The organism is Pseudonocardia sp. ICBG1293 (assembly GCF_020131355.1).
Taxonomy (GTDB): domain Bacteria; phylum Actinomycetota; class Actinomycetes; order Mycobacteriales; family Pseudonocardiaceae; genus Pseudonocardia.
The window spans coordinates 92,676-107,917 of sequence record NZ_JAHLEL010000008.1 but is presented as its reverse complement, the minus strand read 5'-3'; the positions used below and the strand labels follow the sequence as shown (position 1 = coordinate 107,917).

18 protein-coding genes are annotated in these 15,242 nt (G+C 72.9%); 9 read left to right on the top strand and 9 right to left on the bottom strand.

From position 1 onward, the window contains the following. Nucleotides 1-12: 12 nt before the first annotated feature. The 3 genes from KPF47_RS05385 to KPF47_RS05375 form a co-directional block, all read right to left on the bottom strand. Nucleotides 13-1,452: an MFS transporter gene (locus KPF47_RS05385; protein ID WP_224387432.1), complete on the bottom strand. Its 1,440-nt coding sequence runs from the start codon at nucleotides 1,450-1,452 to the stop codon at nucleotides 13-15. Between the two features lie 167 nt (nucleotides 1,453-1,619). Further along, nucleotides 1,620-2,291, bottom strand: coding sequence for a GntR family transcriptional regulator (locus KPF47_RS05380; RefSeq protein ID WP_224387431.1), 672 nt, complete (start codon nucleotides 2,289-2,291; stop codon nucleotides 1,620-1,622). 160 nt (nucleotides 2,292-2,451) lie between these two features. After that, a complete protein-coding gene (locus KPF47_RS05375; RefSeq protein ID WP_224387430.1) occupies nucleotides 2,452-2,643 on the bottom strand; it encodes a DUF6194 family protein in 192 nt (63 codons plus the stop codon). Nucleotides 2,644-2,774: 131 nt separating this feature from the next. Here KPF47_RS05375 and KPF47_RS05370 point away from each other — a divergent pair, with 131 nt between their 5' ends. Together KPF47_RS05370 and KPF47_RS05365 are read left to right on the top strand one after the other, a co-directional pair. Further along, nucleotides 2,775-3,614, top strand: a complete 840-nt coding sequence (locus tag KPF47_RS05370; RefSeq protein WP_224387429.1) for a mycofactocin-coupled SDR family oxidoreductase — start codon at nucleotides 2,775-2,777, stop codon at nucleotides 3,612-3,614. 253 nt (nucleotides 3,615-3,867) lie between these two features. Continuing rightward, complete coding sequence (locus tag KPF47_RS05365) at nucleotides 3,868-4,575, top strand: CPBP family intramembrane glutamic endopeptidase (RefSeq protein WP_224387428.1); 708 nt, start codon at nucleotides 3,868-3,870, stop codon at nucleotides 4,573-4,575. A 120-nt stretch (nucleotides 4,576-4,695) separates the two neighbouring features. Here the strand turns inward: KPF47_RS05365 and KPF47_RS05360 are convergent, their stop codons facing one another. The 3 genes from KPF47_RS05360 to KPF47_RS05350 all read right to left on the bottom strand — a co-directional run bounded on the left by KPF47_RS05360 (nucleotide 4,696) and on the right by KPF47_RS05350 (nucleotide 6,452). Beyond that, nucleotides 4,696-5,409, bottom strand: coding sequence for a MerR family transcriptional regulator (locus KPF47_RS05360; RefSeq protein WP_224387427.1), 714 nt, complete (start codon nucleotides 5,407-5,409; stop codon nucleotides 4,696-4,698). Between the two features lie 108 nt (nucleotides 5,410-5,517). Beyond that, nucleotides 5,518-5,940, bottom strand: coding sequence for a DUF6194 family protein (locus KPF47_RS05355; RefSeq protein ID WP_224387426.1), 423 nt, complete (start codon nucleotides 5,938-5,940; stop codon nucleotides 5,518-5,520). Between the two features lie 53 nt (nucleotides 5,941-5,993). Continuing rightward, entirely contained in the window at nucleotides 5,994-6,452 is a 459-nt protein-coding gene (locus KPF47_RS05350) for an SRPBCC family protein (protein WP_224387425.1), read from the bottom strand. Nucleotides 6,453-6,517: 65 nt separating this feature from the next. On the opposite strand from KPF47_RS05350, the gene KPF47_RS05345 reads away from it, so the two are divergent. Further along, nucleotides 6,518-7,018 carry a DinB family protein gene (locus KPF47_RS05345; RefSeq protein ID WP_224387424.1) on the top strand — a complete coding sequence of 167 codons (501 nt, stop codon included), beginning with the start codon at nucleotides 6,518-6,520 and terminating at the stop codon, nucleotides 7,016-7,018. A gap of 32 nt (nucleotides 7,019-7,050) precedes the next feature. On the opposite strand, the gene KPF47_RS05340 is transcribed toward KPF47_RS05345, so the two are convergent. After that, nucleotides 7,051-7,452 carry a hypothetical protein gene (locus tag KPF47_RS05340; protein ID WP_224387423.1) on the bottom strand — a complete coding sequence of 134 codons (402 nt, stop codon included), beginning with the start codon at nucleotides 7,450-7,452 and terminating at the stop codon, nucleotides 7,051-7,053. Between the two features lie 30 nt (nucleotides 7,453-7,482). Here KPF47_RS05340 and KPF47_RS05335 point away from each other — a divergent pair, with 30 nt between their 5' ends. Continuing rightward, entirely contained in the window at nucleotides 7,483-7,836 is a 354-nt protein-coding gene (locus KPF47_RS05335) for a hypothetical protein (RefSeq protein WP_224387422.1), read from the top strand. A gap of 162 nt (nucleotides 7,837-7,998) precedes the next feature. Here the strand turns inward: KPF47_RS05335 and KPF47_RS05330 are convergent, their stop codons facing one another. Continuing rightward, nucleotides 7,999-8,823: an oxygenase MpaB family protein gene (locus KPF47_RS05330; RefSeq protein WP_224387421.1), complete on the bottom strand. Its 825-nt coding sequence runs from the start codon at nucleotides 8,821-8,823 to the stop codon at nucleotides 7,999-8,001. A gap of 113 nt (nucleotides 8,824-8,936) precedes the next feature. Between KPF47_RS05330 and KPF47_RS05325 the strand changes: the two genes are divergently transcribed. Further along, nucleotides 8,937-9,344: a YccF domain-containing protein gene (locus KPF47_RS05325; protein ID WP_224387420.1), complete on the top strand. Its 408-nt coding sequence runs from the start codon at nucleotides 8,937-8,939 to the stop codon at nucleotides 9,342-9,344. An 8-nt stretch (nucleotides 9,345-9,352) separates the two neighbouring features. On the opposite strand, the gene KPF47_RS05320 is transcribed toward KPF47_RS05325, so the two are convergent. Then, a complete protein-coding gene (locus KPF47_RS05320; protein ID WP_224387419.1) occupies nucleotides 9,353-10,609 on the bottom strand; it encodes a M18 family aminopeptidase in 1,257 nt (418 codons plus the stop codon). A gap of 19 nt (nucleotides 10,610-10,628) precedes the next feature. Between KPF47_RS05320 and KPF47_RS05315 the strand changes: the two genes are divergently transcribed. From KPF47_RS05315 to KPF47_RS05300, 4 genes are read left to right on the top strand one after another with little or no spacing between them, the layout of a single operon-like run. Further along, nucleotides 10,629-12,134 (top strand): GMC family oxidoreductase, encoded by a 1,506-nt coding sequence (locus KPF47_RS05315; RefSeq protein ID WP_224387418.1) that lies wholly within the window; start codon nucleotides 10,629-10,631, stop codon nucleotides 12,132-12,134. Next, nucleotides 12,127-12,588: an SRPBCC family protein gene (locus tag KPF47_RS05310; RefSeq protein ID WP_224387417.1), complete on the top strand. Its 462-nt coding sequence runs from the start codon at nucleotides 12,127-12,129 to the stop codon at nucleotides 12,586-12,588. Before KPF47_RS05315 ends, KPF47_RS05310 begins: the two co-directional genes overlap by 8 nt. Further along, a complete protein-coding gene (locus KPF47_RS05305) occupies nucleotides 12,585-13,154 on the top strand; it encodes a GNAT family N-acetyltransferase (RefSeq protein ID WP_224387416.1) in 570 nt (189 codons plus the stop codon). Before KPF47_RS05310 ends, KPF47_RS05305 begins: the two co-directional genes overlap by 4 nt. Before the next feature lie 25 nt (nucleotides 13,155-13,179). After that, a complete protein-coding gene (locus KPF47_RS05300) occupies nucleotides 13,180-15,210 on the top strand; it encodes a M3 family metallopeptidase (protein WP_224387415.1) in 2,031 nt (676 codons plus the stop codon). Nucleotides 15,211-15,242 lie beyond the last annotated feature (32 nt).

The following is a 15,242-nucleotide window of genomic DNA, read 5'->3' as shown; positions in this document are numbered from 1 at the left end:
CGTGCGTCGTCGTCAGCGACGGGACGGGGTGCCGGTGTCGGCGGCGGGCGCGACGTTCTCGTTGATCTCCTCCAGCGAGCTGCCCCGGGTCTCGGGTGCGAACCGGGAGGCCGCGACGAGCAGGGCGTACATCACCGCGACCATGCCGAAGACCCCGGCCATGTCGTACCGGGCGAACAGCACGACGGCGAGGAACGGCATGACCGCGCCCGCGATGTTGCCGATGCCGTTGACGATGGAGGTCCCGCTGCCGCGGATCGCCGTCGGATAGAGCTCGGGCGACCACCCGGCGAGCGTGGTGTTGGTGATCATCGTGAAGAACTGGAACAGCGCCCCCAGGACGAGGATGAGCGGAGTGCTGTCGGCGAACACGGCGAACGCGACGGCGGTGAGGCATCCCAGGACCCCGGCGCCCCCCACGGCGACGCGACGACCGACCCGGCCGGCGAGCAGCGCGGCGTCACACGCCCCGAGCAGCGAGCCGCTGTTCATGATCATGGTGAACAGCAGGCTCTCGGAGATGGAGTAGCCGCGCTGCACGAGCAGGGTCGGCATCAGGAAGTTGAGGGTGACCTGTGCGCCGAAGGCCATCCAGGACGCCGTCCCGATCGCCGCGGTGCGGGCCCGGACACTGCGGGCGAACACGGCGGCCGGGGACGACCGCAGCTGGCGCACGGGGATGTCGTCGGTGGTGAGGGGCCCGGTCGGGGTGGTCGTCGGCGGGCTCAGTGACGACGAGGTCAGGATCGCCAGTGACCTGTTCGCCTCGTCGACGCGGCCCTTGGAGAGCAGGAACCGCGGGGTCTCCGGCAGCCGGCGGCGGTAGACCACGACCAGCAGCGCAGGAGCGGCGAGCAGGACGAACGTCCAGCGCCAGGCGAGTCCGTCGCCACCGAGGGCGGGGGCCAGCGGGCCGAGGAGCAGGAAGAACAGGCCGTAGGACAGGAAGTTCCCGACGCCGCCGGAGCCGATGTTCAGCACCGCGACGAGGGCGCCCCGTCGCCGGGTCGCGACCATCTCCGAGAGCATCGCAATCCCGATCGTGAACTCACCGCCGAGTCCGATGCCGACGATGAACCGGCTGGCCAGCAGCATTTCGTAGTTCAGGGCGACCGCGCTCACGAGGCCGCCGAGGCTGTAGACGAGCAGGTTGAACGACAGGGACAGGCGGCGGCCGTAGCGGTCGGCGAGCCATCCGCCGAGCAGCCGGCCGACCAGGCCACCCAGCACGGTCGCGGTGTTGATGAGCGTCAGCTGGGCGTCGGAGATGCCGAGCGCGAGCTTGAGGCTGGTCCCCATCGCGCCGACGGAGTTCTGCTCGAGCGTGTCGAAGAACATGCCGGCGAGAATGATCATGAGCACCCAGAACTGGGCGCGGGTGAAGCCCGCCCGGTCGAGCGTCGCGGCCACCGTGCCGGACGAGGACGGTGCAGGGGTCTGGAGAGGGTTCATGGGTCTGAGCTCCGCATGGACAGGTCCTCCCGACTGATCGAGGAGGGCGGGGGCCGAGCGACGAACGACCTCATTGGTATACGAAAAGAGTTTCCAGCACGTGTCGCGCCGTGTCAAAGGCGTGACTTCGCGCCGATGCAGGCAGATTTGGTATACGAACCGCGGCGTCAGTCCGCGGGCAGGACCGCGGCGAGACCGCGCAGCGACGGCGCCCGTCCGTGCTCGATGTGGGCGAAGGCGAGGGCGCCCGCGAGGTCGGCGTTGCCGCTGTAGATGGCGTCGCAGAGCGCGACGTGCTCGCCGTACTCGACGTGCGGATCGCGGTCGGCGGTGAGGGCGAACAGCCAGCGGATCCGACCCAGGAGGGGTGTCATGGTCGCGATCAGCAGCGAGTTGCCGGTCATGGCGATGGTCTCGGCGTGGAAGCTCGTGTTGGCCTGCCGGATCGCGTCCTCGTCGCCGGCCCGGGTGGCCCGGTCCGCCTCGGCGAGCACGCCGCGCAGGGTGTCGTCGGCTCGGCCCTCGGCGACCGCCAGGGCGGCCTGGCGGGCGGCGAGGACCTCCAACGACAGGCGGACGTCGAACAGCTCGGCGACGTCCCGGAGCGTCAGCTGCCGGACCAGTGCCCCGCGGTGGGGCGAGGTCGTCACGTATCCCTCGAGCTCGAGTTGCCGCAGGGCCTCACGGATCGGGACCCGGGACACGTTCAGGTCCTCGGAGAGAGTGCGCTCCCGCAGGCGGCTGCCCGGGGGGTGGACGCCGTGGATGATCCCCTCGCGGATCGCGACGTAGGCCGACCGGGCGAGAGGTGTCGAGATGCCCTCGACGTCCGCGGCCATGCCTCGCCTCCTGGTGTCCGCGGGGTGTGGCGCCCCGACCGCTCCCACCCTACGGCGCCGCCGATGACGACCCCGTCCGGCGGCGGCCGGCCCCGTGGGGACGGTCCGGAACGCGGGGCGCCCCGTCGGTCGGGCGGATCGGGCCCGGTCGGGGCGCCGGTCACGTCCGCCGACGGACCGCGTTCCCGTGCTTGCGGACCGCGAAGTCGTGCGCCACGTCGAGCAGCTCCCGGGCCAGCGGCCAGGTCGCCTCCGGCTCCACCACCGCCACCCAGTGGTGGGCCGCGTAGACGGGGTGCGGGAACACCACGTCGCGGCTCGTCCGCCGAGCGCGCTGTGCTCCGGGCGACATCGACCACTGCGGCCTTGACTGTGCCGTTGCGTCAAGTACTTCGATCACCGCTGCGTCATCGGTGGCACGGCCACGGAACGCCTCGTCCGACGGACGAGCACCCTCACCGACGCCACGGAACAGGAGTGCACATGCCGCTCAGGGGATCGGTCGCCTTCGTGACCGGCATCGCACGTGCCCAGGGCAGGGCCCATGCGTTGGCTCTCGCGCAGGAAGGTGTCGACATCATCGGCGTCGACCGGGCTGCGCCCGTCTCGACGATGGACTACCCCATGTCGACGACGGAGGACCTGGACAAGGTCCGAGGTGAGATCGAGGCACAGGGTCGCCGGGCGATCCTCGCCGCTCTCGACGTCCGGGCCCGTCCGGGTCTCCAGGCATTGCTCGCGGACGCGGTGGCCGAGTTGGGCCGCCTGGACGTGGTGGTCGCCAACGCAGGTGTCTCGCCTCCCGCCGCGAACGTCTGGGAGATTCCGACCGACAGGTGGGACGACGTCGTGGGCGTCAATCTGACGGGGACGTTCAACACCCTCGCGGCGGCACTCCCACACATCCGGGCCGGTGGCCGCGGCGGTTCGGTGATCATCACCAGCTCGGCGGCGGCGTTGAAGAACGCGCCCGGCCTCAGCGACTACGTCGCGACGAAGGGGGCGGTCATCGCGCTGGCCGCCTCTGTGGCGAACGAGGTGGCGGCCGATCGGATCCGGGTGAATGTGATCGCCCCGTCGATCGTCAACACGCCGATGGTCACCCAGAACTCGGGTCAGCTCCGACTCTTCCGCCCGGATCTGGCCGAGCCCACCGTCGATGACTGCCTCGAGGTCTTCCGGGCCGTGTCACCGATGAACGAGCAGTGGCTGGAGCCGGAGGACATCGCCCGGGCCGTGGTGTACCTGGCGGGCGACGATGCCCGGTGGACCACCGGTTCCGTCATCCCGGTCGACATGGGCGCCGCCGTCCGCCGGAGCTGACTCGGCGCCGGGCGCTTCGGGGTCGTCCTCGGCGTCACCCCGCAGGGCCCATGCGCCAGGTCGATGTCGCCGTGCACCGCGAGGTCGCCGGCGGCGCAGTGAAGAGATACCGCGGGCCGACGCCTCGACCCACCCGGGCCGAGCCCAGGTCTGCCCACCGCATGGCGGTCCCCGGGAGAACGGGCGCAGACCCACAGGGCACCCGACATCGCGATCGTGCGGTCGTCGATGCAGCTGACAACAGAAGGAAACCATGATGTCGGAGAATCCGACGGTCATTTCGACCAGCCGCCGACCCGGCCCCGGATGGCGTGAGCTCGTCCTTGCGGTCGCCGTCTTCGCCCTGGTCGCCTACGGCGTGGGCTATGCGATCCAGCCACTCGGTCTGCCGCCGCTGGCCCGCGGGCTACTCCTCAGTGCACTGTCCGGACTGGCCGGCATCGCCGGGTTCATGGTGGCAGTGGCACTTCGCGTGCGCGCGGTGGCGTATTTCGGTGTTGTCGGCGTCTCGATGCGGTGGATCCTGCTGGGTGTCGCCGGTGGTGTACTCACCTTCGTCCTCAGTAGATTGCTGGCAGTTGTTCTCTATGCTGTGGGAATCCAGCCGGAGAACGTCCAACAGGCCTACGCGGATGCCGGTGGTGCGGGTCTCCTGTCGGTCGTCCTGTCCTTTCTGTTCATCGCCGTCCTCACCCCGCTCGGCGAGGAACTCGTCTTTCGTGGGGTCGTCACCACTGTTCTCCTGCGTTACGGAGCCCTGATCGGGGTTGTCGGTAGTGCTGTCGTCTTCGCTGTCGTGCACGGCGTCAACGCCGTACTCGTCACCGGACTCATCGTCGGGGTGGTCGCCGGAGAGCTGCGCAGACGAAGCGGATCTGTCTGGCCCGGATTCGTGGTGCACGTGGTCAACAACGTGTTCGCACAAGGTGCTGCCCTGCTGGTGGCCGGGATGGCGCCCTGAGGCAGCTGCCGCCCTGAGCTCACCGTGGACGCGCTGGTCCCCGTGCGGCGCTCACCGGCCGGGCCGTTCCGGCGGCAGTGTGGTCCGTCGTCCCGGACGGACGCCGATGAGCACGAGAGATCACGGTGACATGTCCGTGGAAGCGGCCCTGAGGTGTGCCATCACCTCCTGCTGTGCAGGGTTGTACAGCTCGCTCGCCGCGACGGCCACGGCGCGCCGTGCGATCCGGCCTCCCCGGGGCGCGTCGGCATACAGATGGATGAGGTCGGGGTGTCGGCGGTGGATCTCTCGGACGTAGCCGACCATCCGCCCGGCGAGATCCCGCCGGGTCCGCTCGTCGGCGTCCGCCGCCAACCGCTCGAACTCGCGGCCGGCGGGGTCGGGCGGCAGGCTCGAGATCATGTCGGTGTAGGCACGCCATTGCCGAGGGCCGAGTACCCGGGACAGGACGACGACGAAGGACCGATCGGCCCGGGTCAGGGTCTGCGCGCTGGCCGGCGCGACGAAGTCGACCGTCGGGCCCGCGTGCAGCATGCGGTCCAGTTCGGTCCGGGCCTCCTGGAGCCTCCGGATCGTGGCTGCCAGCTCGCCATCGAGCGTCTTCGCGAGTGCCGCGGGGTCCGCATGACTCATGGCCGCGATCCGAGCCAGATCGAAGCCGAGGTCGGTCAGATGTTTGATCTGACGGAGTCGAGCGAGGTGGGTCGTTCCGTAGCGCTTGTGCCCGTTCGGTAACCGTCCTGGCTGATTCAACAGTCCGATGTCGTTGTAGTGCCGCACGGCGCGTGGGGTGACTCCGGCTGCGGCGGCGAGTTCGCGAATACTCCAGGTCACGGGCGCCCTCCTCCGGAAATTGTTCCACATGGTGCGGCAGGTCGAGTGGTGACGCCTTCCGGTGGACGTCGCTCCGTGAATGTCGACGGAGCCGTCACGGCGCGCCGGTCACCCCCGCCGCCGCACCGCGTTCCCGTGCTTGCGGACCGCGAAGTCGTGCGCCACGTCGAGCAGTTCCCGCACCCGCGGCCAGGTGGTGTCCGGCTCCACCACCGCCACCCAGTGGTAGGCCGCGTAGACGGGGTGCGGGAACACCACGTCGCGGCTCGTCGGGTCGATGCCCGGGTCGGTCGGGAACAGCTCCCGGTAGCGCGCGGTGGGCAGCCCGATGTTGAGCCGGAACGCCCCGGGACGGTCGAGATCGGACGCGGTGTCGTTCACATCGGACCGCACCACGGTCGCCCAGCCCTGTCGGGGCCGCTGCGCGTAGTCGTGGTCCGGGTCGTGAATCGCGAACGCGTCCCCGTTGCCCTCGACGATGCGGGTGTCGGGGAACTCGGCCAGTACGGTGATCACCTGCTCGGCATCCATGCCGCCAGGTGGGCACCTTTCCATGATCGCTCGTCCGGGTGAAGTGTCGTACGTCACATCTTTTCGGCGGCGACGGCGAGGCGGTCGAGCGAGGCCCGGAGCCGGTCCGCCGTGGTGGCCCGGGCCCGCTTCTGGCGGAACGCGTCGTCCGGGTCGAGGCCGGACCAGTCGTAGGTGCAGGTCACGCGGGTCCTGCCGGCGTCGACCGGCTCCAGCTCCCACCGCCACAGGTGCCCCGGTGGTGGGCTGCCGGGCTCGGAGGGCAGCCAGGCCACCAGCCGCTCCTCCGCGAACTCGACGACCCGGTTCTCCCGCGTGCTCCCCTGGGTCAGGAGCATGGAGAAGACATCGCCGACGGCGCGGACGCGCTGGCCGGCGGCGGCCTCGGCGAGGTTGTCGTTGCCGTCCCACCCGGGCTGACGGGCGGGGTCGGCGATGAGCTCGAAGATGGTCGCGGGGTCGGCGGCGATCTCCCGGCTGCTGCGGACCACGGTGGGCGGGGTGTCGGTCACGACGGCAGTGGACCACCGTCCGTCCGGGAGCGGAAGTGTCGGGCCCTGCTGCCACGATCGCGGGCATGACCGACCGCACGCATCCGCCGATGCAGGCCGACACCCACACCACGCTCACCGCCTGGCTCGACTTCTACCGGGCCACCCTGGTCGGCAAGTGCGCGGACCTGACCGACGAGCAGCTGCGGACGGCGTCGGTGCCGCCGTCGTCGCTGACGTTGCTGGGGCTGGTGCAGCACCTGGCGGCCGTGGAGCGGAACTGGTTCCGGCAGGTCCTGGGTGGGGAGGACGTGCCGCCGCTGTACCCGCGCGAGCCCGGGACCGGCCACGACGGCGGGTTCGAGCTCGGCAGCGCGGGCATCGCCGAGGCCCGTGCCGCCTGGGAGGAGGAGGTCGACCGGGCCCGCGAGGTGGTCGGGGCGGCCGGCCCGCACGGCACCGGATCCCTCGGCGGGAACGCGGTGTCGGTGGCCTGGATCCTCACCCACGTCATCGCCGAGTACGCCCGCCACGTGGGGCACGCCGACCTGGTCCGGGAGCGGATCGACGGGAGCACCGGCGTCTGAGCCGGCCCGGCCGCCTCCCGCGGGACGCGCCCTCAGCAGAACCCGCGGAACGTCCGGTCGGGCTGTAGCTCGGCGTGGTCGGCGTGGTCGGCGAACCCGGCGCGGGGCGAGGGGAAGCCCGAGAGCACCGCGGCGGCGATCCGGAACGTCCGGCCCGGCTCACCCCGTAGGTCGGCGAGGACGACCGGGCAGTCGTGGTCGGCCAGCGCCCGCTCGTCCACGACGAGCAACAGCGGGTGCCGCGCGGGCAGGCCGTCCTCCAGCGCGAACGTCACCACCCGCTCCACCGACCAGCCGTCGAACATGTCCTCCATGACGACGTCGAACGACGTGCCCGTCGCCCGCAGGGTCCCGAGCAGCTCGTTCCACGGGCCCTCGCCGGTGTCGGTGCACGTCCGGACCAGCGGCGTACGACGCGTCTCGGGGAACTCCACGGTCGTCATCCTCCGTGACAGGGTGTCCGGGTGAGCAGCGCACCCAGCGTGGACGGCCGCCGGTTCGCCGGCGTGCACAACTCCGGCGACGGCGAGGTCGGGCAGCGCACCGTCTTCGACTATCACGAGGCCGACGGTCTCGTCTGGGCCGAGTACGCCGGTGGCGCCGTCCGGCTGGGCCGTCTGGCCGGCACCCGCGACGGCGATGTCCTGCGCTTCCGCTACGTGCACGTCTCCACCGACGGCGGGTCGAGCTCGGGTCGCTGCGAGGCCCGCCTCGAGGTCCTCGACGACGGCCGGCTGCGTTCCCACGAGACCTGGGCCTGGGAGTCCCGCCCGGGCACCGGGGAGAGCGTCGTCGAGGAGATCACGGGCCGGACGTGACGCCGGGGGAGCTGCCGCAGGGGGCGGACGGGGGGTCGTCGTGCCGGGTCGGACGCGTTCCGCGGAACGCGCAGCCGTCCCGGCCGCGCGTCGCCCGTCCGGCGTCACCACGATGCGGCACGACGAGCCGCGGCCGGGGCCGCGGCGCCGTCCCCCTCGCGGTCACCCGGCTGCCGCGCTCGCGCGAGCGCTGCGCACCAGCCGTCGTGCCTCCTCGATCTCCGGCGGCCCGGGGACGTCCGGCAGCGCCCCGCTCGCGGTCCGCAGCCCGCGCAGCGTGAGCGTGGTGGACCAGTCGGTCGTCGGCAGACCGGGCAGCCCGTACAGCCGGCGTGCCCACCGCGGCAGGGTGGCCAGTGCGAGCGTGGACAGGCCCGCGATGCCGAGCCGCACCGGCAGTGGTGCCGCGCCCTGCGGGGCGAACAGGTTCCCGGCCGCGCGCCGGGCCTCGTCGGTCATCCGCAGCCGGGGACGCACCGAGGCCATGTAGTCGGCCATCTCCGCCACCGACGACGGCACGGTGGCCGGGTCGATGCCGACCACCTCGGCGGCGCGGACGCTCTCGGCGAGATAGGTGTCCGCGGTGTCGTCGTCGAGCAGGCCCGCGCGGCGGGCGACGTCGAGGTAGGACTCGATCTCCGCGGCGTGCACCCAGAGCAGGCCCTCCGGGGCGTCGATCCGGTAGCTCTCCCCGCTGTCCGGGTCGTGTCCGCGCAGCCCGGCGTGCAGCCGCCGGACGCGGGCGCCGGCCCGGTCGACGTCGGCGAGTGGGCCGAACGTGCGGACCCCGACGAACTCGACGGTCCGCCGGAACCGCGCGTAGGACTTCTTCGGGTCGAACAGCGCGGAGTTCTGGTACGTCCCGCGCATCACCCGCGGGTCCAGTGACTGGAGCAGCAGCGCACGCATCCCGGCGACCCACATCACGGGTTCGAGATGCACCCGCCAGGTCACCGAGCGGGGGCCGAACAGACCGTGATCCACCATGTGGTCCAGGACACCCCGCGCGGGCCGCGAGCGCACGTCGATCACCGAACCCGGGGTCGGCCTCCGGAACATCCCGGAGGGCGGAAACGGACACCTCGGGCATGCTGGATCCCATGCTCCGCCTCGTCCTGAACGTGATCTGGCTGGTCCTGTCCGGCTTCTGGCTGTTCCTCGCCTACCTGGCCGCGGGAGTCGTCGCCTGCGTGCTGGTCGTGACCATCCCGTTCGGGATCGCGTCGTTCCGGATCGGGCTCTACGCGTTGTGGCCGTTCGGACGTGACGTCGTGCGTGACCCGCGGGCCGGGGCGGCGTCGACCATCGGCAACGTGCTGTGGATCCTGCTGTTCGGCTGGTGGCTGGTGCTCGGCCACGTCGTCACCGCGCTCGCGCTCGCCGTCACCATCATCGGGCTGCCGCTGGCCTGGGCGAACCTGAAGCTCATCCCGGTGTCGCTGCTGCCGCTGGGATCGCGGATCGTGGACAGCGACGCCTATCTGCCGGGGCAGCCCGTGCTGCGCTGACCGGGGCGTCAGGTCGCGTCGGTCAGGAACTCCATGCCCGCCCGCGCCAGCAGGCCCGGGTCGTGTGTCCCGCACAGCTCGCGGGCGGAGTGCATCGACAGCACCGGGATGCCGACGTCGACCGTCCGGATGCCGAGCCGGGTCGCCATGATCGGCCCGACGGTGGACCCGCACGGCACCGTGTTCTTCGAGACGAACACCTGGTTCGATACGTCCGCGGTGCGGCAGGCGCGCTTCCACGCGGCCGCACCCGGCGCATCGGTGGCGTAGCGCTGCACCGCGTTGACCTTCAGCGACGGTCCCCGGTTCGGCACCGACAGGTGGTCCGGGTCGTGCTTGTCCAGGTGGTTGGGGTGCGCGGCGTGCGTGACGTCCACCGACAGGCAGCGCGACCGCGAGAACACCGCGTGCCGCGCGTCGAACCCCCCGGCGAGCCGGGTCAGCACCGTCTCCAGCAACGGCCCGGCGGCGCCGGTCGCGCTGGCCGAGCCGATCTCCTCATGGTCGAACCCGACGAACACCGGGACGGTGCCCGGGCCCCGCTCGACCGCGGTGAGCAGCGCGCTGATCCCGGCGTGCACCGAGGCCAGGTTGTCCAGCCGCGGGGCGGCGAGCAGCTCGTCGTCGCGGCCGAGGGTGGCCGGCGGGGTCAGGTCGTAGGTGAACAGGTCGTGCGCCGCGACGTCCTCGGGGTCCTCGTCGGCCTGCACGGCGAGGAACTCGACGAGGTCGCCGCCGTCCGGGTCGCCGAGCCCCCAGATCGGCAGCAGGTGTCGCTGCGGGTCCAGGGTCAGGCCCTGGTTGACGCCGCGGTCGAGGTGGATCGCCAGCTGCGGGATCCGCAGCAGCGGCCGGTCGACCCGGACCGGGACGACCCGGCCGTCGTAGAACGCGAGGCGACCGGCCAGGCCGAGGTCGCGGTCGAGCCAGGAGTTCCACAGCGCGCCGCCGTAGACCTCCACCCCGATCTGACGCCACCCGGCGGTGCCCACGTCGGGGTTGGGCTTGACCTTGAACCCAGGCGAGTCGGTGTGCGCGGCGAAGATCCGCAGGGGGGAACCCGCCCCGGACGCGGGCTGCCACCAGGCCAGGATCGTGCCGTCGCGGACCAGGTAGCGGCCGCCGGGGCCGTCGGACCACGGCTCGTCCTCGCGCTGTTCGGTGAACCCCGCCGCGGCCAGCCGCCGGACGGCCTCGGCCACCGCGTGGTACGGCGACGGGCTCGCGGTGAGGAACGAGGCGAGGTCACGTGCAGCGTCGGTCACGTGAGGCATCCTGACAGCAATGACCGACGGGTTCGACGTGGTGGTGGTGGGCGCGGGGTCCGCGGGGTGCACCCTCGCGGGCCGGCTGGCCGAGCGCGGGGTGCGCACGGCCCTGGTCGAGGCGGGTGACGTCGTCGTCCCCCCGGACTCGACCCCGATCGCCTCGCTCGCCGCGACGGCCCCCGGCCATGTCCTGAACTGGGCCTACCGGGCGACGCTGTGTCAGGGCCGGGAGAGCACCGTGCCGCGCGGACGGGTGCTGGGCGGGTCCGGCGCGATCAACGGCGGCTACTTCGTGCGGGCCGTCCCGGCCGACTTCGCCGACTGGGGCGTCCCCGGCTGGTCCTACGACGACGTCCTGCCGTACTACCGGCGGCTGGAGCGCGACGTCGACTTCTGCACCTCCGACCGGCACGGTGACTCCGGTCCACTGCGGATCTCCCGGCCGTCGGGGCGGCTGCGGGCCGCGACGACCGATCCGTTCCTGGCGGCCTGCCTCGCCCTCGGGCACCCCGAGGAGCCGGACAAGAACGCCGGCGGTCCGCCCGGTGCGGGCCCGGTCCCGACCAACGCCGTCGACGGTCGCCGGGTCAGCGCCGCCACCGCCTACCTGCCGCCGCCGTGGGGGGACGCCGAGTGGAAGGACGCGCTGACCGTGTTCGGCGGGACCCCGGTCGAGACCCTGGTGCTCGACGGCGACCGGGTCACCGGGGTGCGCGTCGGCGGGCGGACCCTGCACGCGGCCGAGACCGTCGTGACCGCGGGCGCGGTCGGCACCCCGGCGCTGCTGCAGCGCTCCGGGATCGGGCCGGAGGACACCCTGCGGACCGCAGGCGTCGCCGTCGCGCACGAGCTGCCCGGGGTCGGCCGGGGCTGGTCGGACCACCCCGCGGTGTTCCTCCCGCTGCGCAGCGGGCTGCCCGACCCGCCTGCCGACGCCGTGGCCCCGCAGGCCGCGCTGAATCTCGACTCCGGCACCGACCCGGCCGGCGACCTGGAGATCCTGCTGTTCGCGCACCCGTTCGCGCCCGGGGGGCCCGCGCACCTGATGTGCGCGGTCCAGCGCCCGGACAGCCTCGGCATGCTCGCGATCACCTCCCCGGACCACGACGATCCGCCCCGGCTGGACTTCCGCTACCTGCGCACCACGTCCGACCGGCACCGGATGCGGGCCGCGGTGCGGATCGCCGCGGAGATCCTGCGCGCCGCGGGGTGGGACCGCGCCGGCCCGGACGACGGCGGCCCCGCCGGGTGGGAGCTCGGCAACGACACCCGGCTCGACGGCTGGATCCGCGACCGTCTGACGACCTCGGTGCACCTGTCCGGCAGCACCGCGATGGGCACCGGGCCGGACGCCGTCGTCGGTGCGGACCTGCGGGTGCACGGCCTGACCGGGCTCCGGGTGGCGGACACCTCCGTGCTGCCCCGCGTGCCGCGGCGCGGTCCGGCCGCGACCGCGATCATGATCGGGGAGCGCGCCGCCGACCTGGTGTGCGGCACCGAGGAGGCGACACCCGATGCATGACGAGGTCACCCTGCACATGCGGGCACCGGCCCGGGAGATCTGGGAGCTGGTCTCCGACGTCCGCAACACCGGCCGGTTCTCGCCCGAGACCGTCGACGCGCAGTGGCTGGGTGGTGCGACCGGCCCGGCCGTCGGGGTGCGGTTCCGCGGCAAGGTCGTCCGCAACGGCCGTGGCCCGACCTACTGGTCGGAGTGCCGGATCACCGCCTGCGAGCCCGGCTCGGAGTTCGGCTTCGTCGTGCTGCTGGGCGGCCGCCCGATCAACCACTGGCACTACCGCTTCGTCCCGGCGGGCGACGGCACGGACGTGACCGAGTCCTTCCGGCTGGAGCCCTCGACCGGCACCCGGGTCTACTGGGCACTGCTGGGACGGGCCCGTGGGCGCACCAACCGCGAGGGGATGCGGAAGACCCTGGAACGCATCCGCGCGGTGGTGGAGGATCCCGCGGTGTGATCCGTCCCGCCCGCGCCGCCGACATCCCCGCCCTGCGGGAGATCGAGCGCGCGGCGGGCGAGCCGTTCCGGGCGATCGGGCTCGACGTGATCGCCGACGAGGAGCCGCCGCCGGCCGCGGTGCTGGCCGCCTACGTCGTGGCGGGGCGGGCGTGGGTGGCCGAGAGGAGCGCAGGCGGAACGAGCCTGGGCACCGAGAGGAGCGCAGGCGGAACGAGCCCGGGCACCGGGAGGAGCGCCGCGCCGGTCGGGTACCTCCTCGCCGATCTCGTCGACGGCTGCGCGCACGTCGAGCAGGTGTCGGTGCTGCCGTCACAGCGTGGGCGGCGGATCGGGGAGGGACTGGTCGAGCACCTCGCCGGCTGGGCCCGCGACCGCGGCCTGCCCGCGCTCACCCTGACCACCTACCGGGACGTGCCCTGGAACGGCCCGCACTGGGTGCGGCTCGGCTTCCGGGAGCTGATCGCGCCGGGCCCGGGGCTGCGTGCGATCCGGGAGCACGAGGCCGCCCGCGGACTCGACGTGTGGCCCCGGCTCGCGATGCGCCGCGAGCTGGCCGGTTCCTGACGGGCCCCGGCCGTAGGGTCGGCACATGAGCAACCCGTTCCTCGCCCCGAGCGCGCTGCCGTGGGGTCTCCCCGACACCTCCCGGATCACCGACGAGCACTACCTGCCCGCGTTCGAGGCCGGGACGGCCGAGCAGCGCGCGGAGGTGGCCGCGATCGTCGCGGGGACCGGCGGGCCGACGTTCGACGACACCGTCGTCGCCCTGGAACGTTCCGGTGCCACCCTGGACCGGGTGGCGCGGCTGTTCTTCACGCGCGTGTCGGCGGACTCCTCGCCCGCCGTGCGCGAGATCGAGGCGCAGGTCGCCCCCATGCTGGCGGCGCACGCCGACGCGATCGCGCTGGACCCGGGCCTGTTCGCCCGGATCGACTCCCTGCACTCCCGGCGCCACGAGCTGGGGCTGGACGCCGAGTCGCTGCGGCTGCTGGAGCGCCGCCACCGGGACATGGTGCGGGCCGGGGCCCGCCTCGGCGCCGTGGAGCAGGAGCGGCTGCGGAGGCTCAACTCCGAGCTGTCCGGTCTCACGACCCGGTTCGGTGCGGCGCTGATGGCCGGGGCGAACGCCGCCGCCGTGCACGTCACCGACCGGTCCCGGCTCGACGGCCTGTCCGAGGACGCGATCTCGGCCGCCGCCTCCGCCGCCCGCGAGCGTGGCCACACCGACGGCTGGATGATCACCCTGATCCTGCCGACCGCGCAGCCCGCGCTCGCGGTGCTCACCGACCGGTCGCTGCGCGAGGAGCTGTTCCACGCCTCGACCACCCGCGGGCAGGCCGGGGAGCACGACACCCGCGACATCGTGCTGGCGATCGTGCGGCTGCGCGCGGAGCGGTCCGCGTTGCTCGGCTACCCGGACCACGCCTCCTACGTCATCGACGACTCCACCGCGGGTACCGCCGCGGCCGCCGCGGCGATGCTGGAGTCGCTGGTCCCGGCGGCGGTGGCGAACGCCGACGCCGAGGCCGCCGAGCTGGCGCGCGGGGTCGAGGGGGACCTGGAGCCGTGGGACTGGGCCTTCGAGGCGGAGCGGGTCCGCCGGGAGCGCTACTCGGTGGACGACGCCGCGCTGCGTCCGTACCTGGAGCTCGACCGGGTCGTCACCGACGGGGTGTTCCGCGCGGCGTCCGGGCTGTACGGGATCACCTTCACCGAGCGCACCGACCTGCCCGCCTACCACCCGGACGTGCGCTGGTGGGAGGTCCGCGACGCGGACGGCGAACCGCTCGGGCTGTTCGGCGCCGACCTGTGGGCGCGGCCGTCCAAGCGCGGTGGGGCGTGGATGAACTCACTGGTCGACCAGTCGTCGCTGCTCGGGACGCGGCCGGTCGTGCTGAACACGCTGAACCTGAACAAGCCCCCGGCGGGGGAGCCGGCCCTGCTCACCCTCGACGAGGTCCGCACCCTGTTCCACGAGTTCGGGCACGCCCTGCACGGGTTGTTCTCCGAGGTGGAGTACCCGACGTTCGCCGGCACCTCGGTGCCGCGCGACTTCGTCGAGTTCCCCAGCCAGGTCAACGAGATGTGGCTGGAGGATCCTCAGGTCCTGACGTCGTTCGCCCGTCACCACGTGACCGGCGAGCCGCTGCCGGCCGAGCTGCTGGCCGCGTCGCAGGCCGCACGCGGGTACGGCGAGGGCTTCGCGACGACGGAGTACCTGGCCGCGTCGCTGCTGGACCAGGCGTGGCACCGCCTGTCCCCGGCCGAGGCCGCCGGCATCACCGACGTGCTCGCGTTCGAGCAGCAGGCGCTGGAGGCGGTCGGTGCCGCGCACCCGCTGGTCCCGCCGCGCTACCGCAGCACCTACTTCAACCACGTGTTCGGCGGCAGCGGGTACGCGGCGGCGTACTACTCCTACATCTGGGCCGAGGTGCTCGACGCCGACACCGTCGCCTGGTTCGGCGAGCACGGCGGCCTGCGCCGGGAGAACGGCGACCGGTTCCGTCGCGAGGTGCTCTCCCGCGGGGGCGCCGTCGACGCGATGGAGGCCTACCGCGCGTTCCGCGGGCGCGACCCGGAGATCGCCCCGCTGCTGGCCCGGCGCGGCCTGACCGGCTGACGCGGAACACACGACCGCCCGCCGTCCGGTGG

Bases quoted from the DNA above. Each gene is read 5' to 3' on its own strand.
- KPF47_RS05355 (WP_224387426.1), bottom strand. From the start codon at position 5,940: ATGGATGCCGAGCAGGTGATCACCGTACTGGCCGAGTTCCCCGACACC.
- KPF47_RS05345 (WP_224387424.1), top strand. From the start codon at position 6,518: ATGACCGACCGCACGCATCCGCCGATGCAGGCCGACACCCACACCACG.
- KPF47_RS05330 (WP_224387421.1), bottom strand. From the start codon at position 8,823: ATGGTGGATCACGGTCTGTTCGGCCCCCGCTCGGTGACCTGGCGGGTG.
- KPF47_RS05385 (WP_224387432.1), bottom strand. From the start codon at position 1,452: ATGAACCCTCTCCAGACCCCTGCACCGTCCTCGTCCGGCACGGTGGCC.
- KPF47_RS05380 (WP_224387431.1), bottom strand. From the start codon at position 2,291: ATGGCCGCGGACGTCGAGGGCATCTCGACACCTCTCGCCCGGTCGGCC.
- KPF47_RS05370 (WP_224387429.1), top strand. From the start codon at position 2,775: ATGCCGCTCAGGGGATCGGTCGCCTTCGTGACCGGCATCGCACGTGCC.
- KPF47_RS05365 (WP_224387428.1), top strand. From the start codon at position 3,868: ATGATGTCGGAGAATCCGACGGTCATTTCGACCAGCCGCCGACCCGGC.
- KPF47_RS05300 (WP_224387415.1), top strand. From the start codon at position 13,180: ATGAGCAACCCGTTCCTCGCCCCGAGCGCGCTGCCGTGGGGTCTCCCC.
- KPF47_RS05315 (WP_224387418.1), top strand. From the start codon at position 10,629: ATGACCGACGGGTTCGACGTGGTGGTGGTGGGCGCGGGGTCCGCGGGG.
- KPF47_RS05310 (WP_224387417.1), top strand. From the start codon at position 12,127: ATGCATGACGAGGTCACCCTGCACATGCGGGCACCGGCCCGGGAGATC.
- KPF47_RS05375 (WP_224387430.1), bottom strand. From the start codon at position 2,643: ATGTCGCCCGGAGCACAGCGCGCTCGGCGGACGAGCCGCGACGTGGTG.
- KPF47_RS05325 (WP_224387420.1), top strand. From the start codon at position 8,937: ATGCTCCGCCTCGTCCTGAACGTGATCTGGCTGGTCCTGTCCGGCTTC.